At 42.5% G+C, this 26,347-nt stretch carries 15 protein-coding genes; 5 read left to right on the forward strand and 10 right to left on the reverse strand.

Going from position 1 to position 26,347, the window contains the following annotated elements:
- Window positions 1–468: 468 nt before the first annotated feature.
- From ptsP to HWQ42_RS05850, 5 genes are all read right to left on the reverse strand, one after another.
- The gene (gene ptsP / locus HWQ42_RS05830; protein ID WP_292810239.1) at window positions 469–2,979 is read right to left on the reverse strand and encodes a phosphoenolpyruvate--protein phosphotransferase; all 2,511 of its coding nucleotides are present in this window, start codon (window positions 2,977–2,979) and stop codon (window positions 469–471) included.
- 67 nt (window positions 2,980–3,046) lie between these two features.
- On the reverse strand, window positions 3,047–3,802 hold the full coding sequence (locus HWQ42_RS05835) for a hypothetical protein (RefSeq protein ID WP_292810130.1): 756 nt from the start codon (window positions 3,800–3,802) through the stop codon (window positions 3,047–3,049).
- 195 nt (window positions 3,803–3,997) lie between these two features.
- Window positions 3,998–7,813: a calcium-binding protein gene (locus tag HWQ42_RS05840; RefSeq protein ID WP_292810132.1), complete on the reverse strand. Its 3,816-nt coding sequence runs from the start codon at window positions 7,811–7,813 to the stop codon at window positions 3,998–4,000.
- A 1,043-nt stretch (window positions 7,814–8,856) separates the two neighbouring features.
- Window positions 8,857–9,030, reverse strand: coding sequence for a hypothetical protein (locus tag HWQ42_RS05845; RefSeq protein WP_292810134.1), 174 nt, complete (start codon window positions 9,028–9,030; stop codon window positions 8,857–8,859).
- On the reverse strand, window positions 9,023–12,085 hold the full coding sequence (locus tag HWQ42_RS05850; RefSeq protein ID WP_292810136.1) for a calcium-binding protein: 3,063 nt from the start codon (window positions 12,083–12,085) through the stop codon (window positions 9,023–9,025). The genes HWQ42_RS05845 and HWQ42_RS05850 overlap by 8 nt, the downstream gene beginning before the upstream one ends.
- A gap of 912 nt (window positions 12,086–12,997) precedes the next feature.
- On the opposite strand from HWQ42_RS05850, the gene HWQ42_RS05855 reads away from it, so the two are divergent.
- The 3 genes from HWQ42_RS05855 (at window position 12,998) to HWQ42_RS05865 (ending at window position 16,283) form a co-directional block, all read left to right on the forward strand.
- A complete protein-coding gene (locus HWQ42_RS05855; protein WP_292810241.1) occupies window positions 12,998–13,456 on the forward strand; it encodes a M67 family metallopeptidase in 459 nt (152 codons plus the stop codon).
- Window positions 13,457–13,589: 133 nt separating this feature from the next.
- The gene (moeB, locus tag HWQ42_RS05860; RefSeq protein WP_292810138.1) at window positions 13,590–14,762 is read left to right on the forward strand and encodes a molybdopterin-synthase adenylyltransferase MoeB; all 1,173 of its coding nucleotides are present in this window, start codon (window positions 13,590–13,592) and stop codon (window positions 14,760–14,762) included.
- Window positions 14,763–15,083: 321 nt separating this feature from the next.
- A complete protein-coding gene (locus HWQ42_RS05865; protein WP_292810140.1) occupies window positions 15,084–16,283 on the forward strand; it encodes an MFS transporter in 1,200 nt (399 codons plus the stop codon).
- A 67-nt stretch (window positions 16,284–16,350) separates the two neighbouring features.
- Here HWQ42_RS05865 and ftsH4 read toward each other — a convergent pair whose 3' ends face one another.
- From ftsH4 to HWQ42_RS05880, 3 genes are all read right to left on the reverse strand, one after another.
- Window positions 16,351–18,219: an ATP-dependent zinc metalloprotease FtsH4 gene (gene ftsH4, locus HWQ42_RS05870; RefSeq protein ID WP_292810142.1), complete on the reverse strand. Its 1,869-nt coding sequence runs from the start codon at window positions 18,217–18,219 to the stop codon at window positions 16,351–16,353.
- Between the two features lie 576 nt (window positions 18,220–18,795).
- Entirely contained in the window at window positions 18,796–19,878 is a 1,083-nt protein-coding gene (locus HWQ42_RS05875) for a peptidoglycan-binding protein (protein ID WP_292810144.1), read from the reverse strand.
- A gap of 122 nt (window positions 19,879–20,000) precedes the next feature.
- On the reverse strand, window positions 20,001–20,714 hold the full coding sequence (locus HWQ42_RS05880) for a hypothetical protein (protein ID WP_292810146.1): 714 nt from the start codon (window positions 20,712–20,714) through the stop codon (window positions 20,001–20,003).
- Between the two features lie 673 nt (window positions 20,715–21,387).
- On the opposite strand from HWQ42_RS05880, the gene HWQ42_RS05885 reads away from it, so the two are divergent.
- Window positions 21,388–22,044: a class I SAM-dependent methyltransferase gene (locus tag HWQ42_RS05885; RefSeq protein ID WP_292810148.1), complete on the forward strand. Its 657-nt coding sequence runs from the start codon at window positions 21,388–21,390 to the stop codon at window positions 22,042–22,044.
- 59 nt (window positions 22,045–22,103) lie between these two features.
- Here the strand turns inward: HWQ42_RS05885 and HWQ42_RS05890 are convergent, their stop codons facing one another.
- Window positions 22,104–23,060, reverse strand: a complete 957-nt coding sequence (locus HWQ42_RS05890; protein WP_292810150.1) for an aldo/keto reductase — start codon at window positions 23,058–23,060, stop codon at window positions 22,104–22,106.
- A 302-nt stretch (window positions 23,061–23,362) separates the two neighbouring features.
- Between HWQ42_RS05890 and HWQ42_RS05895 the strand changes: the two genes are divergently transcribed.
- Window positions 23,363–24,103 carry an SDR family oxidoreductase gene (locus tag HWQ42_RS05895; protein ID WP_292810152.1) on the forward strand — a complete coding sequence of 247 codons (741 nt, stop codon included), beginning with the start codon at window positions 23,363–23,365 and terminating at the stop codon, window positions 24,101–24,103.
- Between the two features lie 93 nt (window positions 24,104–24,196).
- On the opposite strand, the gene HWQ42_RS05900 is transcribed toward HWQ42_RS05895, so the two are convergent.
- Window positions 24,197–25,948, reverse strand: a complete 1,752-nt coding sequence (locus HWQ42_RS05900) for a protein kinase (RefSeq protein ID WP_292810154.1) — start codon at window positions 25,946–25,948, stop codon at window positions 24,197–24,199.
- Window positions 25,949–26,347 lie beyond the last annotated feature (399 nt).

Below are 26,347 nucleotides of genomic sequence, written 5' to 3' on the forward strand. Positions count from 1 at the left end.
TCGACTAACAATGGTATTGCATCGACTGATATCATGTCCGCTAGATTACTTATTAAACCTGAAGAACCCCACCCCGCCAAAGCTATGCTTTGTCTCCCCTCCCGAAGAGCGGGGAGGGGCTGGGGGTGGGGTGCAATGACTGTGGAAATAATAACTATAGCGGTTCTCACGTGGATGCAATACACTCTGACCTCTCTCCAAACCTCTCTCCTAAAAGGAGAGAGGCTTTGAATCTTGCTCCCCTTCCCTCGTAGGGAAGGGGCTGGGGGTTAGGTCCGTATTGGACTCAACCGAGAAGCGCTATAATTATACGGACATGATATGACAATGCTATTTCTCTTGTTCCCATGCTTTGTATAAGAATGAGTTAAGCCTCATCAAGCAAGGTTTTTAGGACTTGTATGTACACCGTAGGCTCTTCAGGAGAGACTGGGGGTGGGGTGTATTGACTGTGGTTAGCATAACTAATTATGCAGGGGGAGTAATTGAAGTTGAGATTAGTTTTCTAACATGCTCTGCGGAGTCTTGTTGCAATGCGGATGCCGCGATCGCTTCACTTTCAACTATACAAAACCTAGCGATCGCCTGTTTCACTCCAGGTATACTTTGGGGATTCACGCTCAACTCATCCAGCCCTAAACCTAATAAAATTGGTGTTGCTAAAGTATCTGCTGCCAATTCTCCACATAATCCTACCGAAATCCCTGCCGCATGGGCAGCTTGGACAGTTTGCTGCAACATTCGCAACACGGCTGGATGTAGCGCATCAACCAAATTTGCCACGCGTGGGTTAGTGCGATCGCTAGCCATGACGTACTGAGTCAGATCGTTAGTCCCTATACTAAAGAAGTCTACTTCAGCAGCTAACCGATCGGCGATCGCAACTGCTGAAGGAACCTCCACCATAATTCCTACTTTCATCGCGGCATCAAAGGAAATACCAGCTTGATTTAGTTCAGCTTGCACTTCACCCAAAATTACCTTAGCTGCACGTACTTCAGTTACAGTAGCAATCATCGGCAACATGATCTTAATTTGGTGTCCGACACTCGCTCTCAAAATTGCCCGTAACTGAGTTTTGAACAAATCTAAATGATCCAAACAGAAACGAATTCCCCGCCAACCTAAGAAAGGGTTAGCTTCTGGAAACCCTACTCTGAGATAGGGAAGTGGCTTATCACCACCGACATCGAGAGTACGAATAATTAGCGGACGATTATCTAAAACTTGGGCGATCGCTTGATATACTAATAATTGTTCTTCTTCAGTCGGGGCGCTGGTTCGGTCTAAATACAGAAACTCAGTGCGGAGTAGTCCCACACCTTCTGCACCGCTAGCCACAGCAACTTGCACATCATTTATACTACCAATATTGGCGAAAACGCTAACTTGCCGACCATCACGAGTAATCGCTGGCTGATGTGCCTTAGCTCGTGCTTCCTGTTGAGCCGTTTGCCAAGCTGACTGCTTTGCTGCCAGTAAATCCAGGATTTCTGATTCTGGTTCTACCCAAGCTCTGCCACTTTCACCATCAAGTGCCATCAGTGTACCATCAGCCAACTGCAACACCTGGGCATCTACTCCCAAAACTGCGGGAATACCCAACGTTCGGGCGATAATTGCACTATGGGAGGTGGCGCTACCAGAAGTAGTACAAATACCCAACACCTTTGTCGGATCTAGTCCCGCCGTATCTGAGGGGGTTAAATCAGTCGCCACCAAAATCGCTGGTGACTCAAGATGCAAGTTAGCCGCAGCATTCCCAGCGAGTAATCGCAGCACTCTTCGCCCGACATCTACAACATCGTCAACTCGCTCTTGCAGATAAGAATCCTCAAGTGCGCGGTAGGAAGTCGCTACTTCATCGACTACAGCTTGCCAAGCTGCTTCAGCATTTATATGGTTTTCTAAAATGCGCTGATGAGCCACTTCCAAGAGTACTGGATCTTCTAAAAATAGTAATTGGGCATCAAAAATGGCGGCTTCAGCATCACCAATTTGCAGAGATGCTTGTGAAAAAACCGCTTGAATTTCTTGTCGGGCAATATTAATAGCTGCCTGTAATCGTTGCCACTCTGCATCAGGATCGTCTACGTGGTATTCCTTAATCGCAATGTGAGTAGGTTGATAATGAACAACAGGTGCGATCGCTACTCCTGGAGAAGCTGCAATCCCCGAAAGTTCGCCGTGAGTTGCTGGAGCAACTTCATGGTGAAATGCTGGTGGAGAATTCAAGGCAACATTATCTTCACCAAAGTTATTTGCAAATAATGCCTGCAATGCTGACAGCGCCTGATCTGCATCAGAACCTGTGGCAGTAATTAGCAGTTCGTGTCCTTGACGCACCCCTAAAGTTGTAACTTGGTTAATACTGTTACCCCTGACTAGCTCAGTATTTCTCGTTAAATTCTGCACCAGAATTTGCGATTGAAACCGGGCTGCGGTTGCCACAAACTGGGCTGCGGGGCGGGCGTGTAATCCTAAGCGATTGCTCACAATCAGCCGGATTTCTGGCGTTGGCGATTCTATATTGGTTGTTATTGGGGTAACAACTGACAACGGCCTACTAACTACACCCAATTGAGTTGCTTTGGCGAGGAGTGCGCCGCGTGCTTCCGCCATAACTTGGTGAATATCTCTACCAGCCGCCGCCGCCACTACAGCAGCGATCGCGCCTTCTACTAGAGATGCTTCGCACAAATACACTTTCTCCTGCTGTGCTTCTGGCAGAAACTCGATTGCCATTTCTGCACTCAGCAAAGCACTACCCAAATCCATCAACACCAAAACACCATCATCAGAAAAAACAGAAGCGATCGCCTCATAAACCTGAATCGGATCTGTACCCAATGGATTTTCAGGATCTTCAATACCTGCTGCAACAGCAATGGGGACTTGGCCTTGAACCATCTGCGCGGCGAGTTCCCGCACACCCAAAGCTAGTTGTTTACTGTGAGAAACAATAACAATTCCGATCAATGCCACACCGTCAACCTTGTTGAGAGGTTTGCGTTTAGCTAGTTATCCATTTCATTTTCCCATTCTGCTACAATTGCAACTGCCCGAAAATATTCCGGTCTTTCCAGCTAGAAATACGAATAAAATAGCCTTCTGTTACGGAAATACGTGGTGTCCACTCATAAACTCCATCGCTAGCAGTACGGGAAGAAATGTTTTGGATAAGTTTGTTCCCATCGTACAACTTAATCGAGACATCACCGCCAAAATTATCCCGCCACAATATTAAAAAAGGTTGATCCTTCTTTGGAAGTACCTTACCAACTGGTTGAGCGATCGAGATTTTTGGTGCAACCTGATTTGTGCTTTTCTTACGGAATCCCAGATAATGAGGTAAATGTCGAAAAGTAGGATTTTCTTGCAGATTAGACAGTTGGGGAACAATAATGTTTCCCTTTTGGGAATTGAACAAATAAGTTGATCTGCCACCGTCAACGGTAATGATATCGCCTTTGACTCCTAATTTACGTAATAAATCGGCTGCCTCATCAAGAGTTGCTTGGTTCACCGTCATAATCAACAAAAGCTCGTCACCTTTAACACCATCCTTGTTTAGAGTACCGATGACTTGATACTTATTCGCTTGGTTTTGGGCTAATACTTTCGCCGGATGATCGCTATATCGGTAAGTGACGATCGCATTCTTCACTGCTTTTTGGTTAAGAGGCGCACCGCTAGCTTGGTTGTAATCGGTAATGTACGCCTGTTTATCATCCCAGACTAAAGTCTTGAGGCGAAGTAGTCGAAGTAGTCGAGATGCTCGGCACAAGTCAAGGCAAGTCACTCAGTGACCGAGGAGCAGGGGGAAAAGGCTTTTCCGATTTTTGCACAGATGCGATAGTCATAAGTGATTAACCGGACTTGAGATCGCTAGACATCTCTGAAAAAGAAGTAATTGCATTGAGCAGTCGAATGCAAGGTGCTTACAAAAGCACCTCGCAACCTGTGTCGTTTAACGAGCAGAGAATGTTAATTACGATTAAACTAATACAAAGTTCTTTTCAGTTAGTGTTACACCACCAGATAGTTGTGCAAATTTTACCTGAGTAAATGTACTTGCACTGCCATCAAGGTCAAAATATAGCGCACCTGTAATATCGTCATAGATAAATCGTTGATTCCTTGTTGTTGCAGATGTTCCGATGGTAAACTGACTTGTTTGAAGTGAAGGCGTTGACAACCCGCCACCAAAATCATAAGTCGATACCTGAATCAGTTCATTAGTAGCATTGAAGTCATAAATAGTATCAACACCTTGGTTGTAACTATTGAAAGCAAAGGTATCAGTACCAGCTCCTCCAATTAGACTATCATTACCATTGCCACCTATGAGAAAGTCATTGCCATTGCCACCTGTGAGGATATTTTTACCAGAGGCGTCATAGGCTATAAGAGTATCATTACCATCGTCCCCAGATAGCAGGTTATCGCCTGTTGAACTGCTAGCATCCAAGCGATCATTTCCTGCACCTCCGTTGAGGGTGTTATTACCAGACGAGCGAGAGTCGTTGAAATCACTGGAGTTGTAGCTGTAGTAGTTACCAGAAAGATCAAGCTGATCATTGCCATCACCTCCCGAGAGCAGGTTATCACCTGTTAAACCACCAGCTCTCAAGCGATCGTCACCTCCACCTCCGTCTAGGGTGTTATTGCCCTCCGATCGTGAGTCGTTAGAGTCGCCGTAGCTGTAGCTGTAAGAGCCAATAAGGTAAAGAGTATCATTGCCGTTGCCACCAGAGAGCAGGTTATCGCCTTTTGAACCACCAGCACTCAAGGTATCGTCACCTGCACCTCCTTCTAGGGTGTTATTCCCCAAGGAGCGAGAGCCGTAGGAGTTGCTGGGGAAAACTGAGCCAGAAACCCTAAAAAAGCCAGAGATGTCAAGAGAATCATTGCCATCACTTCCAGAGAGCAAGTTATCGGCTGTTGAACCGCTAGCATTCAAGGTATCGTCACCAGCACCACCGTCAAGGGTATCATTGCCTGTAGTGGTAATGAGAGTATCATTTCCCACACCGCCAATGAGAATATCATTTCCTACACCACCTCTAAGCAGGTCATTACCACTTTTGCCGTCGATGATGTCGTCACCCCCTTGACCATTGATAACATCATTGGAGTTGTCAAAACCCGTTATATTGTTGTCGAGGTCATTGAGGAAGGTAACTGTGTTCCTGTTGAAAAGGCTAGTTTGAGTGGAATTGGCATCAAACACATCAAAACTGTCAATGATGCTAGTTTGTCCATCAAACAGGATATTTCCAATAGCTGGTTGTGAAGAAGTTACTGGCAGATTATCCAGATTTTCTAATTTGAAGTTTTGGAGAATGACTTTGCTATTAGGAACATTTTCAAAGGTGATTTCTAAGTTGTTACCATTTTGAGTTAATTGCAGATTTTGAGCATTGAAGACACTACCTATAGCGAATACACCACCCGTAAATTGCAAGGTGTCTGAGGAGGCAATCACTGCCGCAGACGGATTTGAGCCTTTACCTACGCCACCGAAATCGGTGATAATATCAGTGTTAGTGTCGTTAGAGTAGTAGCTGTCGTTGAAGTTGTAAACAAATTTATCATTGCCCGCGCCACCAGTTAGGGTGTCGTCACCACTCCCACCTGTCAGGATATCATTACCGACACCGCCAATAATCGTATCATTTCCACCATAGCCCCCAAAGAGCGTATCATTACCACTGTTACCAACAATGTTGTCATTGTGATATGTACCTGAGATATTTAATCGCTCGATATTTTTGTAGCTAACCCGATTCGTGCCTGCCGTAATTGCTCCAATGTTAGTAGAGGTATTGAATGTCGTTGTAATCCCCCCAGAAACACTGTTGTAATTGCTGTAATCGACAGACAACACATCGTCACCCTGACCTCCATCGATCGTATCTTTACCACCATAGCCCGCAGAGAGTGTATCGTTCCCACTGTTCCCCACAATATTGTCATCGTAGGCTGTACCTGAAATATTTAATTGTTCGATATTCTTGTAGTTAACCCGATTTGTGCCTGCTGTAACTTCTCCAATGTTAGTAGTGGCATTGAATGTCGTTCTGATTCCACCTGGAGAATTGCTGTAATAGACGGACAACACATCCTCACCCTGACCTCCATCGATTGTATCTTTGCCACCATAGCCCGTAGAGAGCGTATCGTTGCCATTGCTCCCCACAATATTGTCGTCGTAGGCTGTACTGGAGATATTTAATCCTTCGATATCCTTGTAGCTAACCCGATAAGTACCCGCTGTAACTTCTCCAATATTAGTAGTAGCATTGAATGTCGTTGTGATCCCTTCTGTAGCTAAGGTGTAATCTACAGACAACAAATCATCACCCTCACCTCCATCTACTGTTTGAGTCACTAAATCAGAGGGGGCAGTCTCTGGGGATGTCGTCTTTAAATAGAAAAAATCATTGCCATCGCCCCCAGAGAAGAAGTTATTGCTTGTTGAATACTCAGCACGCAATGTATCGTCACCAGCGCCACCATTGAGGGTGTTATTGCCTGAGGAGGTTAAAAAATTATCGAAGGGTGTGACATAGCCAGAGATGTCAAGAGAATCATTGCCATCTCCCCCAGAGAGCAAGTTATTGCCTGTTGAATTGCCAGCATTCAAGGTATCGTCACCAGCACCACCATTGAGGGTGTTATTGCCTGATGAGCTAAAATTAGGCTCCCCTCTATAAGTATAAATGCCAGAAGTGGAGAGAGAATCATTGCCATCTCCCCCAGAGAGTAAGTTATTGCCTGATGGAGACTCAGCATTCAAGGTGTCATCACCAACGCCACCATCGAGGGTGTTATTACTTGAGGAGGGGTAATAGATGTATCCACTGACGCTACTATAAACGTTAGAGGTAGAGAGATAATCATTGCCATCGCCCCCAGAGAGTAAGTTATTGCCAGATGTTGCCCCAGCATTCAAAACATCGTCACCAACCCCACCGTTGAGGGTGTTATCGCCTGTTGAAAATTCGACATTCAAGATATCATTGCCCGCACCACCAACGAGAGTATCATTGCCTGTGAGGGAGTCATTCCCGACACCACCAACGAGAGTATCATTCCCCACACCACCAATGAGGAAGTCATTACCCGCACCACCTCTGAGTATGTCGTTGCCACTTAAGCCGTCAATGAGGTCATCCCCGCCCTGACCATTGATGACATCATTTGAGTTATCAAAGCCGCTAACATTATTGTTGAGGTCGTTAAGAAAAGTAACTGTATTCAAGTTGAAGATAGTGCTTTGAGTAGAGTTAGCATTGAAGACATCAAAGCTATCTATAGTGCTAGTTTCTCCATCAAATAGGATATTGCCCAAATCTACAGTGGCATCTGTAGATTTGCTGAGGTTTTCCAGGTTTTCCAGAGCAAAGTTTTGCAGGATAACTGGCACATCAAAAAACCTCGTTATATAAGCATCCCCTGCAAAGCTGATTTCCAGATTGTTGCCTTTTTTGGTCAACAACAAATTTTGGGCTATGGCACCAGTGCCCTGGAATTCTAGGGTATCCACTTCGGCAATGACTGCTGCTGTTGGGTTTGTCCCTTTACCTACACCACCAAAATCGGTGATTATCATAGTATTGTTGTTGTTGTTGTTGGTGTAGTTGTAGTAGTAGTAGACGAATTTATCGTTGCCGCCTCCACCACTTAAGGTGTCTTTGCCACCGTTAGGATATATGGTATCGTTGCCTGCAAGACCCTTAATTGTATCCGCGTCATTATAAGTACCCTGTAGGGTATCATTACCGTTGGTTCCAATGATATTTGCCATAACTTTTACCTACCTAAATCGATTTTTTTAGTAACATCAGTTGTCAATTTGCAGATTGTGCTGTTTAAAAGCGCAAAAATTCACCGAAATCTACATACTTTATACGTCACCCTTGAGGAACAGTAAATTTCTCGAATATTCATCTTATTCCAAGGTTTTTACGTATACTTTTTTAAGAGTCTCAAACTATCTAAGTCTTAAGCAACTGTACAAATTAATTAGCGTGTGAATTTCCGATAACTGGTGATTTCAGGCTTTTTTTATCATTCTTTTTGAGTAAAAATCACTCTTCCAAGTATCGGAAAGTTCAGCTTCAATGAAATTCATCCTTCATATTTGATATTTGTTTTTTTGCCAGTGCCTAAGTCCTTATAGAAGAGAAAATAATCAACAGTTGACTCTTAATCGGGAAAAAGATTTTGATGTCTTCTTTGTGGGCTGTTATCCGTGGGTGTCTAGCTTGAAAATAGAGAACATCTTAAGAGCCTCAAAATAACTACATAGTCAATAAGCTGTTAAGCATATAAGAAAGCACATTGAGATCGCAGGAGGGCAGGGGGCAGGGAGCAAGGGAGAGGGTTTGCAGCTTTTATCACCATAAAAATGATGCAATTTAAATGACGATTAGCTTATCATACTTAGATGTCTATACTTAAATACTCATCTTTGCATACTCTTCACATTACTTGCTGAAAAATGTATACACAAGTACTGAGCTTTGTATATTCTTTATATTCTACTGAGGTCTAGGCAATAAGAAAGTAGAACCTAGTAGGCAAATGTTTTAAAGAGTAATAAAAAATACATTTTTTCTTTTTTAAAGGCTGTGATACCTTCTCTGCCAGACGCTACGCGTAGCTTGCTTCCCCGGAGGGGTACGGTAAGCTTTCCTGCGGAAGGCTGCGCGATCGCTAACGCCTGCGGTTTTTGCTAGCCTACGCCTTGGTTAACTTATACTACGATGAGAGCGATCGCCTGCCAATATATAACCGTGCAAAAATCGCTATAGGTTATCAAAATTATTAACGCAGACATAAATCGACTTAACCAAGAATACTGCAAATCATCCGCACCCATGCCAAAAGTTTAGCAACAAAACCCAACACATAACTTTCTGTTAACACTAATTGTATTAATGAATCGAATTGAGATGCCCAAAAGGGCATTTCACAACCTGTACTTAGAGTGATAGCAAAGCGGTAAGCACGATTAGACAACCACAAAGTTGTTTTTGGTTAGTGTTACACTACCCAAAAGTTGTGCAAATTTTACCTGAGTAAATTCGCCTGTACTGCCATCGGCATCAAAGTACAATGCGCCCGTAATATTGTCATAGATAAATCGTTGATTACTTGTTGTTGCTGATGTTCCGATTGTAAATTGATTAGCGAAGAGTGAACCTATTGATAACCTTGCAGATGTTACGATTGTAAACTGACCAGCTAATGATAACTCCTTATCAAAACCAGCAGATGATACCTGAATTAGGTCATTGCTGGCGTTGAAGTCATAAATAGTATCAACACTTCCATAGTAACTATCGAAAACAAAAGTATCAGTGCCAGTTCCTCCATACAGACTATCATTACCCGGGCCACCTGTGAGGATATCATTGCCATCATCTCCAGAGAGTAGATTATTGCCTGAATAGGCACTACCAGCACTCAAGCTATCATTACCTGCACCGCCAATAATCGTATCATTGCCACCATTGCCAGAGAGCGTATCGTTGCCACCGTTACCTACAATGTTGTCATCGTACTGTGAACCTGATATGGTTAATCGTTCGATATTCTTGTAGCTAACGCTATACGTGCCCACCGTAATTGATCCAATGCTAGTAGTAGCATTGAATGCCATTGCGATCCCCCCTGTAGCATAAAAATAGACGGACAATAAATCGTCACCCTTACCCCCATCTATCGTATCATTGCCACCAGTGCCAGTGGAGAGCCTATCGTTGCCATCGCTCCCCACAATGAAATCATCGTAATCTGAACCTGAGATATTTAATCGTTCAATATTCTTATAGCTAACGTTATTCGTGCCCGCCGTAATTGAGCCAATGTTATTACTGGCACTGAATGTCGAAGTAATTGCCCCAGCAGCAAACCCAGAATTGACGGACAACAGATCGTCACCCTTACCCCCATCTATCGTATCTTTGCCACCATTGCCCGTGGAGAGCCTATCGTTGCCATCGTTCCCCACAATATTATCATCGTAATCTGTACCTGAAATATCTAATTGTTCGATATTCTTGTAGCTAATGCTATACGTACCCGCCGTAATTGAGCCAATGTTATTACTGGCATTGAATGTCGTTGCGATCCCCCCTGTAGCATAATAGCTGTAATTGACGGACAACAAATCGTCACCCTCACTCCCATCTATCGTATCTTTGCCACCATTGCTTCCAAAGAGTGTATCGTTGCCATTGCTCCCCACAATGTTGTCATCGTACTGTGAACCTGAAATATTTAATCGTTCTAAATTCTTGTAGCTAATGCTATACGTACCCGCCGTAATTGAGCCAATGTTAGTAGTGGCATTGAATGTTGTCATGATTCCTCCGGTAGGATTGCCAAAAAAGACAGACAACACATCGTCACCCTTACCCCCATCTACCGTTTGTGTTACTAAATCAGAATTAGAGGGGTCATAATAGGATAAGAAGCTTACATAGAAGGCATCATTACCATCGCCGCCAGAGAGTAGGTTATCGCCTGTCGAACCGCTAGCATCCAAAGTATCATCACCAGCGCCACCGTTAAGGGTGTTATTGCCGGATGAGCGATAGTCGTAGTAGAAGTCGCTAGCTTGATTCTGATCGTCGCCAGAGATGTTAAGAAAATCATTGCCATCGCCGCCAGAGAGCAGGTTATCACCTCTTGAACCGCTAGCACCCAAGGTATCGTCACCAGCGCCACCGTTGAGGGTGTTATTGCCAGACGAGATAGAGTTGTTGGAGTCTGAGTAGTTCCCGCTGCTACCTCTATACTCATAGCCAGAGATGTCAAGAGAATCATTGCCATCGCCTCCAGAGAGCAGGTTATCGCCTTTTGAACCCCTAGCACTCAAGGTATCGTTACCTGCACCACCGTTGAGGGTATTATTACCTAACAAGAAAAGGTCGTCTTCTTGTGGACCATAGACGGAGCCGAAGTCGTACTGGTAGCCAGAGGCAAAGAGAAAATCATTGCCATCGCCCCCAGAGAGCAGATTATCGCCTAATAAAGAGTCAACATTCAAGGTATCGTTACCTGCACCACCGTTGAGAGTATTATTGCCCGCACCACCTCTCAAAAGGTCGTTACCACTCAAGCCGTCAATGATGTCATCACCCCCCTGACCATTGATGACATCATCTGAGTTGTCAAAGCCGTTAACATTATTGGAGAGGTCATTAAGAAAGGTAACAGTGTTCTTGTTGAAGATAGTGCTTTGAGTGGAGTTGGCATTGAAGACATCAAAGCTGTCTGTGATGGTAGTTTGCCCATCAAACAAAATATTGCCCAAGTCTACAGTGGCTCCTGTAGATTTGCTGAAGTTATCCAGGTTTTCCAGGACAAAGTTTTCCAAGATGAGTTTGCGACCACCAAACACCCCAGAAAAGCTGATTTCCAGATTGTTGCCATTTTGGGTCAACAGCAGGTTTTTGGGAGTTAAGCCTGCACCTTGAAATGTTAGGGTGTCCATTTCGGCAATGACTGCTGCTGTCGGGTTTGTTCCTTTACCTACGCCACCGAAATCAGCGATATTGTTATTGTTGTAGCGGAAGGAGGTGTAAACAAATTTATCCTTGCCACCGCCACCTGTAAAGATATCCTTGCCACCGCCATCTGTGAGGATGTCATCGCCATTACCACCGTTGAGGGTATTATTACCAAAAGCGCCAGAGGCGGAAAGAGAATCATTGCCATCACCCCCAGAGAGCAGGTTATCAGCTGGTGAATTGCTAGCATTCAAGGTATCGTCACCAGTACCACCGTTGAGGGTGTTTTTGTCAGGCGAGTCTTGTTCCTGGAAGGAGTACTGCGGATCGGGAGAGGAGTTAGAGACGGAGAGAAAATCATTGCCATCGCCCCCATTCAGTAACTTATCGCCTGATGAATCGCTAGCACTCAAGGTATCGTCACCAGCATCACCAATGAGAGTATCATTTCCTGCACCACTTCTCAAAAGGTCGTTGCCTATTTTACCATTAATCGTGTCCGCGCTGTCGCTGCCCATTAGAGTATCATTACCGTTGGTTCCAATAATATTTGCCATAATTTTTACCTACCTAAATAGATTTTTTCAGTAAATTAACTTCAGTAAATTAACTTCAGTTTTCAAGTTGATATTTGTGCGGTTTTCAGGCACAAAGGAATTGCCGAAATTTGACATTTTCGGCATCCTTTATACGTCATTCTTGATCAAAAGGAATATTTCTTGAAGACTCACACTATTCCAAGACTTCTAAGCATCACTTCTTTGAATTTCTCAAACTATCTAAGTCGAATGGCACTGTACAAATTAATTAGAGTATGAATTCATGACCATTGGTTATTTCAGGCTTTTTTAATCATCCTTATTCAGTAAAAATTACTCTTCACAGTATAGAAAATTTCGGATTAAATGCCTAAAATGCGTCCTTCCTATTTGTTTTTTGCCAGCGCCTAAATCCTACTAAAAGAGAAAATAGCCAACAGTTGACTTTTGATTGGGAAAAAGATTTTGATGCCTCCTTGTGGGCTGTTATCTGTGGGTGTCTAGCTTGAAAATAGAGAATATCTCAAGAGCCTCAAAATTACTACATAGTCAATGCCAATATTTTACTTAAATGTCTATACTTAGATACTCATCTTTACATAGTCTTCACATTACTGGCTGATAAATGTATGTACAAGCACTGAGCTTTGTATATTCTTTATATTCTTATAATTTCTAGGTCATAAGAAACCATAACTTATTAGGTAAATATTTTGATGAGTTATACAAAATACATATTTTCTTTTTTTAATGCTGCGATACCTTCTCTGCGTTCGCGCAGCGTGTCGTAGACAGATGCTACGCGTAGCTTGCTTCCCCGGAGGGGTACGGCAAGCTTTCCTGCGGAACGCTGCGCAAACGCCTGCGGTTTTTGCTAGCATACGCATTAAGCAAGAATTGTTAGAAGTTGCTAAAATTACAAACGCAGACATGATTGAACTTAGCCAAGAACACTTGCAAACCATCCGCACCCATGCCGAAAGCACCTATCCAGATGAGTGCTGTGGTATAATTTTGGGCTATCTGGCTAATGAGGGCAAAACTGTGGTAGAAGTCATGCCAACAGAAAATGCTTGGAATACAGAAGCGGCTGCTGAGTTTCCAGGAGAACGCACAACAGAAAGTAAAAGACGGCAATATACGATCGCACCCGAAGTTATGTTAAAAACACAAAGGGAAGCACGCGATCGCTCATTGAACATTATCGGCATTTTTCACTCCCATCCAGATCATCCTGCTATACCCTCAGAATGCGATCGCCTATACGCTTGGCAGGGATACTCGTATATAATAGTTTCCGTCCAAAACGGCAAAGCTGGAGAACTCAAAAGTTGGAGCCTTGATGATACTCATCAGTTTCAAGCAGAGGAAATTGAAAATATAAAATAACTGACTTAGTTTAAAGACAGTCACTCATAGCTGTTTTCGCCGCCATCACAAATGAAAATTCGTCTTTCCCACTCTTAATAAGATCCAGTTTTTCGATAGGATTAATATTCCGCTTTCCCACATCATAACTGCTATGCTCAATCCCAATCTGGACGAAATCCAGTTGACCAAAGACGATTACGAACGCTACTCCCGACACCTGATTTTACCGGAAGTAGGACTAGAAGGACAGAAGCGCCTGAAAGCCGCTAGTGTAATGTGTATCGGTACAGGTGGACTCGGTTCACCACTACTTTTATATTTGGCGGCGGCGGGTGTTGGACGCATCGGAATTGTGGATTTTGATGTTGTCGATACTTCTAATCTGCAACGCCAAGTAATTCACGGGACATCCTGGGTGGGTAAACCCAAGATTGAATCGGCAAAAAACCGTATCCACGAGATTAACCCCTATTGTCAAATTGATTTATACGAAACTCGTCTAACTTCCGAAAACGCCCTGGATCTGATTCAACCTTACGATATCGTAGTGGATGGTACTGATAACTTCCCCACCAGATATCTAGTTAACGACGCCTGCGTATTGCTGAATAAGCCCAACGTCTACGGTTCAATTTTACGCTTTGAAGGGCAAGCTACTGTATTTAATTACGAAGGTGGCCCGAATTATCGTGACCTTTTCCCAGAACCACCACCACCAGGGATGGTTCCTTCTTGTGCAGAAGGTGGCGTATTGGGAATTTTGCCAGGAATTATTGGTTTAATCCAAGCAACCGAAACTGTTAAAATCATTCTGGGACAAGGCAACACTCTCAGCGGGCGATTGCTGCTATACAACGCTTTGGATATGAAATTTCGGGAATTAAAGCTCCGTCCGAACCCGATTCGCCCAGTGATTGAAAAGCTGATAGATTACGAAGAATTCTGCGGGATTCCACAAGCTAAGGCAGAGGAGGCAAAACAGCAGTTGGAAAGTCGAGAAATGACCGTCAAGGATTTGAAGGAATTGTTGGATAGCGGTGCGAAGGATTTTGTACTGCTAGATGTCCGCAACCCTCATGAGTACGACATTGCTAAGATTCCGGGTTCAGTGTTGGTGCCCTTACCAGACATTGAAAATGGGAATGGCGTTGCTAAGGTGAAGGAAATATTAAACGGCCACCGCTTAATTGCTCATTGTAAGATGGGTGGGCGATCGGCAAAAGCCCTAGCTATTCTCAAGGAAGCCGGGATTGTCGGGACGAATGTTAAAGGCGGAATTACCGCTTGGAGTCGAGAAATCGATCCTTCAGTTCCAGAGTATTAACAAGAGAGGCAGAAGGCAGGAGGCAGGAGGCAGGAGGAATACTAGCCTCTGTTTTCTGCCTTCAGCAGAGCGAGTTTGCGGTTTAAGTCCTCACTTCCCATCTCCTGATGACCTTTTTGGAATTAAAAGTTAAAAGTTAAAAATTAAAAATTGTTCTATTTTTAATTAATTAATTTTGCTACAGAGCTAACAATGATAGATAGCGTAGTGTTAGCGAGGCCACGTACTCCTGCAAAGAAGCAAGCTAGGCGCAGCGTCTCGTAGAGAACGTCTTGAAATTTTAAATTAATAATTTTTAATTTTTAATTGGAGCGAAGCGACTTGACTACCTCGAAATCTCATCTGAATATTTTATGGGTACAAGTTTGGGTGTTGGCAGCGGTGCAGGGAGCAATTACCCTCTCGTGGTTAATTTATAATATATATTTGCCGCAACTTTTGACTCAGTTTGGTTTTCCTGCTTCATTGGCAGTTGGTTTGGTGCTAGTCGAAAATGGTTTGGGTGCGGTGTTGGAACCATTGATGGGCGGACTTTCAGACCAAGCTAGGCGCTGGGTAGGAACTCGGTTTCCTTTTATCTCAGTAGGTATGATTCTCGCATCGGCTTTGTTCATTGCGATACCATGTGTTGTAAGTTTGATCCCACCTACTACCGTGATGCGATCGCTCTTACCTATAGTATTGGTAGCCTGGGCATTGGCAATGACAATATTTCGCTCTCCAGTTATGTGCCTATTGGGGATGTATTCAAAACCAGCCCAGTTACCTTTAACAGTAAGTTTTGTCACTTTAACAGGCGGTGTGATTGGAGCTTTTAAACCAATAAGCTACAAGTTTATTCTGAGTTTAGGCCCAGTTTATACCTTTGCGATCGGTTCTTTTGTGATGCTGGGGGCGGCAGCCGTGTTTCGCTTAGTCAATCCCCCAGAAGTACCAGTGGATAGACACCAAGCAGAAACAGTAAAGTTGCCCTTAGAGAAATTGGGGTTGATTTTAGGAACTGGTTTCGGTGTTGCGTGGGGTATCCGATTTCTCATGGATGTCTTGGGTAAAGTACTCAAAACCCAACTGAATACTGATAATATTGATATGCAACTGGTGTGGATTGGAATAGCGATCACAATTGCCAGCATACCAGCGGGTATCTTCGCTGTCAAAATTGGTAATCGTCAAGCAATGCTTTGTGGGATCTGTGCAATCATTCCCTCGTTATTAATAATGATATCTCTGGGCGCACAAATTCCGATCGTTGTGGTAATCGTTGCGAGCTTTAGTTTAATTGTCAACGGGGCAATTCCTTTTGCTTTGGGACTAGTACCCCAGCGGTGGGCGGGATTAGGAATTGGGATGTATTTTGGTGGGTTTGCTTTAGCGATGAGTTTGTTTGGCATTATATTTCCCCAACTGCAAGTAATAACACCTTTTATTGGTGCTGTTGGGGGTGGATTGGCATTTTTGTTTGCTGGTGTTTGCATTGCGGTGAGTGGCATTTCTGAAACGCAGAGGAACCCAGAGGTTTAACGCAAAGGTACGCAAAGTTTTTCTCTGCGTACCTCTGTGGATGAAATCTGACTTTCTTAATTACGAATTACGAATGAGTTACAGGTTTAACTTGACTCAACAAACTGTGCAGTTTTTCGCCTTCAATGACCTCTGTTTCTAAGAGTTGAGTAGCGATCTCTTCTAGCAAGTCTCGATTCTGTCTGAGAATCTCTAGGGCTTGCTCGTGGGCTGTTTCCACGATTTCCTTGACTTCGCTATCAATGGCTTTGGATGTGTCTTCACTTACCGCCCGTCGAGGATTAGCCCCACCATTACCCAGGAATGCTGCTTGTTGCCCTTGTTGATAAGCTAATGGCCCTAAGACTTTACTCATCCCATAGGCTGTTACCATCCGTTCTGCCAAGTCAGTTGCTCGTTGCAAATCGTTGGAAGCACCTGTGGTAATACTGTTAAACACAATCTCTTCGGCGGAACGTCCACCTAACAAAGTTGCAATCTGACCCCGCAATTCTGCTTCATTCATCAAAAAGCGGTCTTCAGTTGGTAATTGCAGAGTGTAGCCCAAAGCTGCCATCCCACGAGGAATAATCGAAATCTTTTCTACACGACCGTTTCCGGTTGTGAGCGCCCCGACCATTGCGTGACCAACTTCATGGTATGCAACAATCTTTTTCTCAGTCTCGTTCATCACGCGACTCTTCTTCTCTAAACCGGCGACAACCCGCTCAATTGCTTCGGCAAAGTCTTCTTGAGCAACCTTTTCACGCAGATTGCGCGCTGCCAATAATGCGGCTTCATTCACTAAGTTTGCCAAATCTGCGCCAGCAAAACCGGGGGTACGAGTAGCGATCGCTTTTAAATTTACATCATCTCCTAATTTTACCTTTTGAGCGTGAATCTTGAGAATTGCTTCACGATCAGATAAATCGGGACGGTCTACCAACACTTGGCGGTCAAAACGACCTGGACGCAGCAATGCAGGATCTAGTACTTCGGGGCGGTTGGTAGCTGCTAGCACAATCACTGTTGCATCCCCAGCCGCAAATCCATCCATCTCTGTTAGTAATTGGTTGAGAGTTTGTTCTCGCTCATCGTTACCACCGTAGAAGCCGTTACTGCTACGAGACTTACCAATCGCATCCAATTCATCAATAAATACAATACAAGGAGCTTGTTTTTTAGCCTGTTCAAACAAATCCCGGACTCTGGAAGAACCTACACCGACAAATAATTCTACAAACTCGGAACCAGAGATGCTGAAAAATGGAACTCCTGCTTCTCCTGCTACGGCTTTCGCTAAAAGTGTCTTACCAGTACCAGGAGGGCCAACCAACAGCACACCTTTGGGAATCCTAGCGCCAATTTGCGTAAACCGTGCCGGAGTCTTGAGGAAATCTACAATTTCTACTAACTCAGTTTTTGCTTCTTCTACCCCAGCCACATCTGCAAAGGTGATTTTAGCAGATTCGCCTTCAACGTAAACCTTAGCTTTGCTCTTACCAATGGAAAGCGCACCTTGGGGGCCACCGCCACCACCACCACGAGCGAGAAAGAACTGCCAAATACCAATAAAAATCAGTGGTGGAATCACCCAACTTAAGAGGGTTGTAAACCAAGTATTCTTGGGTGGCGGTGTAGCAGCGAACTCAACTCCCTTTTCTTCTAGCAGTTTGGGTAACTCTAAATCAAAGATTGGTGTCGTTGCAAATACTTGAGCCGGCTCGGCATTTTCTGCTTTTAATTGGTAGATAATCTGGTTTTGACCAACGGAAACGCGGCTGACTTCCCCTTCTTGAACTTGATGAATAAATAAGCTATATGGAACACCAGTAGGGCCAGAAGCAAATAAACCAGGCAAAAATAAATTTAAGAGCAGGAATAACCCTGATACTGCCAGTAATATATTAGCAACGATCCGAAACTGAGGTGACTTAGGCTGTTCTTTAATTGCCATAGATTTTACCAATCCTTAAGAATGAAAACTAACTTGAATAATTGGGCATAGGGTATGGGGCATGGGGCATTGCTTTTCCCCTGCTTCCCCTGTTCCTTATTTCCCTTAACGCTTTGAGAAACTTGATTAAAGACTGGTCAAGAATGCTGGTATATTCGCCCAATCTGAGCAATGTCTACAACGGGCTGTAAGGCTCATGATGCTCGTTAGCCCTTGCATCTCTCTTTGGGAGAAGACTCGCTAACGGTAACGCAAAATTCTTCTAGCTTGTCTCGGTCTTTAAGTATACTACCGTTTCTCATAATTTCTCCCATTTAGCAATGTTTGCAGCATTTGTGTACTTATTTATGTAACTAAACTTAACAATTTAATTAATCTTTGTGAACTAACGAGCAAATACGGTTTACCGTACTCAAAGGATATGCAGAGATTGGGAGACGCAAATAGAAATCCCCCACGAAGAGTTATTCTGGAGCCTTGGCGGAGCTTTCCTTGCTCCACTGCTGAATTCTTCTTCAATAATTTCACTTTGAACTTTGGAACTGCATTCTCCATATATGCGGTTCCTCTTAGCCATTAATGTCCATCATTTGACCAGTGGGGGCGATCGCTAGATAATTTAATCACACCGTAAGAACGGCCAACCTGCCATAAAGTAGAATTTTCATAACTCGTTCGTGGCTGATTAATACTAACTATAGTTCCACTAGCGTTTTTGATATTTAAGGTTCCTGACCAAGTAATTTCCCAATCAATTGCTAATCTTTGGGTATGACGAGAGGTAAGAACAGGTCGAAAAGCAATATTATAAGCAGACACCATTTCTTTAGCAGCTTGGACAGAACCAGCATTGGTGTAATGTAGCCAATTAATATCTACATTAGGCATAGGTGGAACATCTTTGGCAGCAATTTCATTATTACTAATACGGAAAGCATAGTGCATTAAATAAGCTCGTTCTGATGGGCGGAATACTGAAGCTACACTAATATTAGCTCCGGCATTTTTTAAAGCTTGCTCAAAAGCTTGTACTTTTTGACGGAAGGGAGAAGCTAAATCATCAATTAAATCGCTGTCGGGGAAAACATTAACCCAGGCTTTTCCACTCAGTAGTTGTCTTAATTTTTTGGCGTATTCAGTTATGTTGTCTAAAGCCAACTCTAAATCAATGCCAAGCTTGGTTTTTGTTGTATTAGAAAGCTGTTGAGCTAACTCGGCTCGAAAATTGATGTCTCTTATTTTATAAGTTTCTGCTAGTCCTTTTGTACTGTTAGGGCCAAAGTCCCCATCAGCGACTAACGGCGGATTCAAACGACCGATCGCTGTTAAACTTTTTTGTAAATCTTTGATCTCATTCTCTCCAAAGTTGAGATAGGTTAATAATTTTTCTCCAGCATTGGTATAGATAGCAAAATAAATTGCAAAACCTTGCTCTAGCGCTTTTTTATAAGTAGCAGTATCGACAATTCCCGTTACTGTTAAAGCATTACTAGTCTGATAATCACGAGTTGCTTGAGTTGTAATATTCCCAAAATCCCCATCAACGGCAGCAATAGGGAAGTCATAATCTAAAAGAAATTTCTGCCAAGCAGTTACAATTAGCCCTTCGGATTTTTTCTGGAGAGTCGGAAGTTGCAAAGCTTGAAGTTTAAAGCTCATAGTTTTTATTGAATGAAACAATTGTGTTCAGTTAATTTTTATGTCACTATTCACTCTAAGACAGTAAAAAGTAAAAAAGCCTGGGTGCAAACAATCGTACAGATCATTATACACAGGCTAGTCTAGGAATAATATTCATAAGCAATTGCGTCACCTAAGTTTCCAAGTGTGATAATTGTTTTTTTTCCAGTAATTTTCTCCCCAGAACCAGTTAAAACGTATGGAGTAATCTGAAGGCGCTTTCCTTGAGGCATTTCAAGATTTTGAAATTCTTGAAATGCTTTAATTGCTCTCTGACTTCCAACAAATTCTGCATTGTTAGGAGACATACTCTTTTGCTGATAAGCAATAGATGTCTCTCTCATACGGGAGTAATCCAACAAAAAGATGCCTGTTGACTTAGCTGGCACAGTACCAGGTACGCCTACACATTCAAGAGTCCCTATCGCACTTTCTTGACCTCTCATGTCTAAATATGAGTAAGGTAAATCAACCAAATTAATAAATTTGTTTTTGTACAAATTTATTAATTTGGTTTTATTTGAATTTTTTCTAGGGAGCCTAATCCCTACTTGATTAATAACAACAGGAGATATTCCCTGATTGTATATCTCAAAAAGCAGAAATTCTTGTTGAGGACGCTGAAGTATAAGAGGCCCATTGTGAGCGCGTTTTACAACTACACTTACTTTTGTAGTATCTTTCTTTAGATTCATCCATCCAATTATTAACGCACCAGTTGAAGTAAATGCACCGATCGTCTTAATTGGGTCACTGATCAAAGCAGACCAGATTATATTTAAGGTACTCAATATAAAATTTACAATTATTGTCATGAATTATCTCTACACTAATTTCGTCAGTAACTCATGTGGGTATTCGTCGTATAATTTAAGTTACTACCGCTGCCAATTTAGTATCTCGTACTTCATTAGAGCGATTGGAGTTCAATAAATGCTGTTTTGCAAAACCCACTTTGGATTATAACATCCGCAATTATATTAGCTTTTCTCATGGATACTTAAAATAGAAAGTAGCTATCTCTTTAATTTGTTGGCAAATGTGGTCAGAAACTTTCTGGAAGTCAGCTACAGCAAATTGCGTAGGCTAGGAAAACCCCAAGCATCGCCCATACTGTTGTCAAAAATCCGCCAATTCTGATTTGGGATGAGGATACTCTACGGTAGGTAATGAAACCAAAGCGGCTATTCAAAAATCTCTGGCTATAATTACCCAAAATTATATAACCATAGCGTAGGCAAAGCCCGCACTTCGGCTACGCTCAGTGACCACCGTAGGCATCGCTCATCGCCGTATATATAAACGCCTCTTTTGGTCTTTCTGTGATATCTTACGGTCAGTCGCTACGTGTAATACGTTAATTAAATTCATCCTATCAGGTGAGTCTAATGGGTGAGGTACAAGAAACAGGAAGTATTGTACCTTGAGGCTATAAATAAATGGTTGTTTAGCACCCCAATTTCTAGGCTCAAAATTAGGAAGTAGATAATGACTGTAAACCAAATTATTGGAGATTCAAAAAATCAGATTTTTGCAAACCTTGGGAAACATTTGTTTGGCTGGATAATGGCTCCAAGTACCAGCAAACACGATAAAATTGTCAGCGATCGCAAACATTCTCTTTTTGCTAATCTCCAAGGTAAAGTGTTAGAAATTGGGCCCGGAACAGGCACTAACTTATCCTACTATCCTAAAGATATTCATTGGATAGGAATTGAGCCAAAGGCAGATACACATTCTTCTCTCCAAAAACAAGCCGAAAAACTGGGTTTAAACATCGACCTCCGCATTGGTAATGCTGAATGGTTAGATGCCGAAGATAATAGTATAGATACTGTTGTTAGTACCTTGCTTTTATGCTCAGTGCCAAATATAGATTATACATTACAGGCAATTTTAAGAGTACTTAAACCAGGTGGACGCTTCTTATTTATTGAACATGTCGCCGCAGATCAAGGAAGTTTATTGCGACAAATACAAAACACAGTTAGTCCGATTTGGAAAGCAATAGGTGATGGTTGTCATCCAGATAGAGAAACTTGGATAGCATTAGGAAAAGCTGGTTTTAGTAGCATCCATTATGAGCGATTTGATGCGCAATTACCAATTGTTAGTCCTCATATTATCGGCGTAGCGACAAAATAAAAGTATGAATAAACCCCCGACTCAAGCCGTGGGGTTTATGAAGTTTTCCACCAGAGATTTTATGGATTCTCGCGCAGGAAAGTTTCAATATCATTTAGTTCCTGCTGATTGAGGCGGAATTCTCCAGCACCAATGATTCCTTCCACCTGCTTGGGATTGCGTCCGCCAACGATCGCCGCAGTCACCGCCGGATTATTTAAAGTCCAAGCGATCGCTACTTCACCTGGGGAGCGATCGTGTTGTTTACCAATGTGTTGCAACACCTCGACTAGCTTCAGGTTACGAGATAGACGTGGCTCCTGAAATTCACTATTGTTTTTGCGCCAATCATTATCTGGGAAATTAGCAACCCGCTCAGGTGTAATCGCCCCTGTGAGCAAGCCAGATTGCATCGGTGAATATACAATCACACCTATATTATTTTCTTTAGAAAAAGGCAGAATTTCTTTTTCGACATCAGGCTTCACCAATGAATAAGGCGGTTGCAATGATGTAACTGGTGCAATCTCTTGGATACGTTTTAACTGTTCTACATTGAAATTGGAAACTCCGATATAGCGAACCTTCCCCTCATCCTTGAGCTTGGCTAGAGTTGTCCAGCCTTCTTCGATATCTGAGTCAGGGTTGGGCCAGTGGATTTGGTAGAGGTCGATGGTTTCAATGTCGAGTCGGCGCAGACTGGCTTCAACCTCCCGCCGCACAGAATCTGCTTTGAGACTGCGACCAATTTCACCCTTTTCATCCCAGATCATTGAGCATTTCGTGAAAATGTAGGGGCGACTAGATCGACCTTTGAGTGCCTTAGCAACAACCTCTTCAGAATGTCCTAAACCATAAATAGCTGCGGTGTCAATCCAATTAACGCCGAGATCAAGAGCGCGATTGATCGCTGCGATCGATTCCTGATCATTTTGCTCTCCCCAACCAAAAGCCCATTCACCGCCACCAATCGCCCAAGCACCAAAGCCGATTGGGGTAATGTTAAGCTCTGAATTGCCAAGCTGTTTGGTTTGCATATCTACCTTCTTTAAGAATTTTTGAGTCAATTGTTACTTTACGCTGCAAATATTTTCTCAACAGCTATCTCAGGTGTGAATTACTACTGGTGCAAACACGACAGCCAATCACTCTTAAATGTTGTGTTGATACACACTACTGATATACCAATAGGCTTGGGTTAAGGGTTATTGGTATAGATAATTGGTATTTGAAAACACGATTTATCGCGTCTCCACATCAGGATTTTGTATTGACTCGTATACTAAACTTGCTCAAAGATAGTAACATTTGTCAGTGTCGAGCAAAATAGAGAAGCTATATGTCAGAAGATTTAAAAGGCAAAGTTGCGCTGATCACAGGTGCAAACAAAGGTATTGGGTATGAGATTGCCCGCCAATTAGGTTCTAGAGGTGCTACTGTTCTTGTTGGTGCAAGAGATATAAGACGTGGTGAAAAAGCGGCGGATAAACTTCGTTTCAGCGAGATCCATGCCCGAACAATTCAACTTGATGTAAGTGACCAAAAAACAATCGACTCTGCGGCTAAACAAATCGAGAGTGAATTTGGAAAACTTGATATCCTGGTGAACAATGCTGGAATAATAAGTGATGGCGATCGCCTTCCACCTAGTCAAGTTGATATTGAAACACTGCGACATACTTATGAAACGAATGTATTTGGAGTGTTTGCAGTTACAAAAGCATTGTTACCACTTTTAAAGAAGTCAAAAGCAGGGCGAATAGTGAATTTATCAAGTAGTTTAGGTTCTCTGACTCAGAACTCCGATCCAAATTATGAATTCGCTGATTTTAAGCTTCTTGCTTATAACTCATCAAAGACAGCAGTGAATGCAATCACAGTTTTATTGGCTGCCGAACTTAAAGATACCCCAATTAAAATCAATGCTGCCGATCCTGGTTTTACAGCAACTGACATTAATCAATATCAAGGATATCGCACTGTTGAGCAGGGAGCGATCGCACCAGTGAGACTCGCTACTTTACCAGATGATGGTTCTAGCGGAGGTTTTTTTGATGAAAATGGTGTGGTTCCTTGGTAAAAAGTAGAGGCTATTGGGCATGGGTTATTTCCCTTGTCCCATCGCAAGCTATATACAGCATCTCGTAGAGAGCGTGATTACGAATTACTAAATTTACCGAATATTAATTTCTTGAAGGTAATTTACTTCTTGAAGATATTCAACCTGAGTAGTTGAGCTTTTCGGGGAGAATAAATTTGTTCTTTTTGCAGAAGCTATCTTTTGATTGTCAGCCAGTACGCGTTGCTTTTGAGTATACTCATTCAATTTGACTTGAGCTTGAGCATAAACTAAAGTATCTTGGGGAATATTTCTGAGAAATTTTACGGCACGATTAAAATCACCAATAGATGCTTTTTTATAGGCTTTCTGTAAAAAGTAGGCTGCTCTGATCTGCCGCTTTCGATTGTATTCAGCTAACTTGTCTTGAACTAAAGCACCTGCATGGCTTTCTTGAGGAATTTGACGCAGATATTGTAAGGCAGCAGAAAAATCTTTTTCGGTAGCTCTTTCGTAAGCTTTTGTTAATAAATCTTGCGTCTGTATTTCAATGTTAACAGATGCTTTCTGAACTATTTTATCTGTTTTAGATTGCCAATAGAAAATCTTGGGAACTTTCGCAGCAGCATGAAGAACATCTGACCATCTGCTCTCATTAAAAGCTAGTTGTGCTATTTCATATTGCTGTGCAGCTACTTGCCATTGTTCTTGCCATTCTTCAATTGTGGCTTGCGCTTCTGGATAAACATTGCTGTGGGAAGGAATTGATTTAGCGAGTGCGATCGCTTCTTTCAAATCTCCTGCTTGATATTCTTTTGTTGCTTTAAATAAAGTATCTGTTTCTGAGTATGCAGGTGCAGTACTAGCTAAAGAATATACACTAAATCCCATCAATAATGAATTAGCCGCCAGCCCTACTTTCATTCCTGTTAATAACGGGGATGATTTTCTAGACGCAGGATTTTTCGCTACTTCTAGGGAAAATTGAGAATCTCCCTCTAATGTTTCTGATGGCTGAGGTTCCCAGATTATTTGTTTAAGTATCCGCAGCACTTCACCCGCAGACTGAAAGCGGTCTTGGTGATTATAGCGGATCATTTGGCTGAGAACAGCAGCTATATAATCGTTAACTGGCGTGTTTTGAGAACGCCAAAAAATTTCATTAGTAGAAGGATCGGTTTTTAATTGTAGTGGTTCTAGCCCTGTTAAAGCCTGGATAGCAATCATACCCAAAGCATAAATATCACTGTTGGGCTGTGTTTGACCAATAAATTGTTCTGGCGGTATGTATCCCAATGAAGTGACGGGAATTCTATAGATGGGCAATTCTGCACCGATGCCAAAATCGATAGACTGGATTGAGCCAAAGTCAATCATAACTAATTTGCGATCGCTATCACGTCTGATCAAATTTTCCGGTTTGATATCGCAATGGATCACGCCTTGAGAATGGACAAATTCTAGAATAGCTAAGACATCTATCAAAAATTCTACAACTTCGCTTTCACTCCACAGACACCCGAAATATTCTTCAATGGGCAATTCCGCAGTCAGCGCATGTCCTTCAATACACTCCTGCACTATATAAAATCGCTCGTTTTCTTCAAAGCAGGCGATGAATTCAGGAATTTGGTCATGGCTTCCCAGAAGCTTCAAGGTTTGGGTTTCAGTCAGAAACAGTAACCTCAACATATCCAAGTAGCCGGATTCGGAACTGCTAACTTTAATCTGCTTAACAACGCATTTGGGATTCTCTGGATAATCTACGTCTACAGCAATGTATGTTTCTCCAAATACCCCTGCACCGAGGCTTTGGACAACTTGGTAACGCCCTTGTAGTAATTTACCGATTATGTGGTTGGTCATGACCTGGTTACTCAGTAAGTCCTTTTATCTAGTTTTTCTGACATTCCCTCCTGTTTCCGGAACACTTTAGAAATAAATAACCAGAATTTTGATACTTTAAATACAAGTTAAATTTTGTTAAGTATTATTGCGTAGAATTAATTCAAGCTTATATCAAAATAAATACTAAAATATTTGCTTGCAAAGTATTAGTGATGCCACATTCTTAACTGGGATATTGATGTTTATAATAGTTGCCTTGTAGAAAAAATACCTTAAAATACTTAGTATTAATTTTTAGAAAAACCGCAAATTTAAATTTCTTCTTGGCTAAAAGTATTCTTCAATATCTTGCGGAGAATACGCTGAAGATGAAGGTATTTTCTGAACAAAAAACATCTGAGGACAACAGGAGAGTAA

Origin of the sequence: Nostoc sp. JL23, from assembly GCF_017115065.1 — a bacterium.
Lineage (GTDB): Bacteria > Cyanobacteriota > Cyanobacteriia > Cyanobacteriales > Nostocaceae > Nostoc > Nostoc punctiforme_A.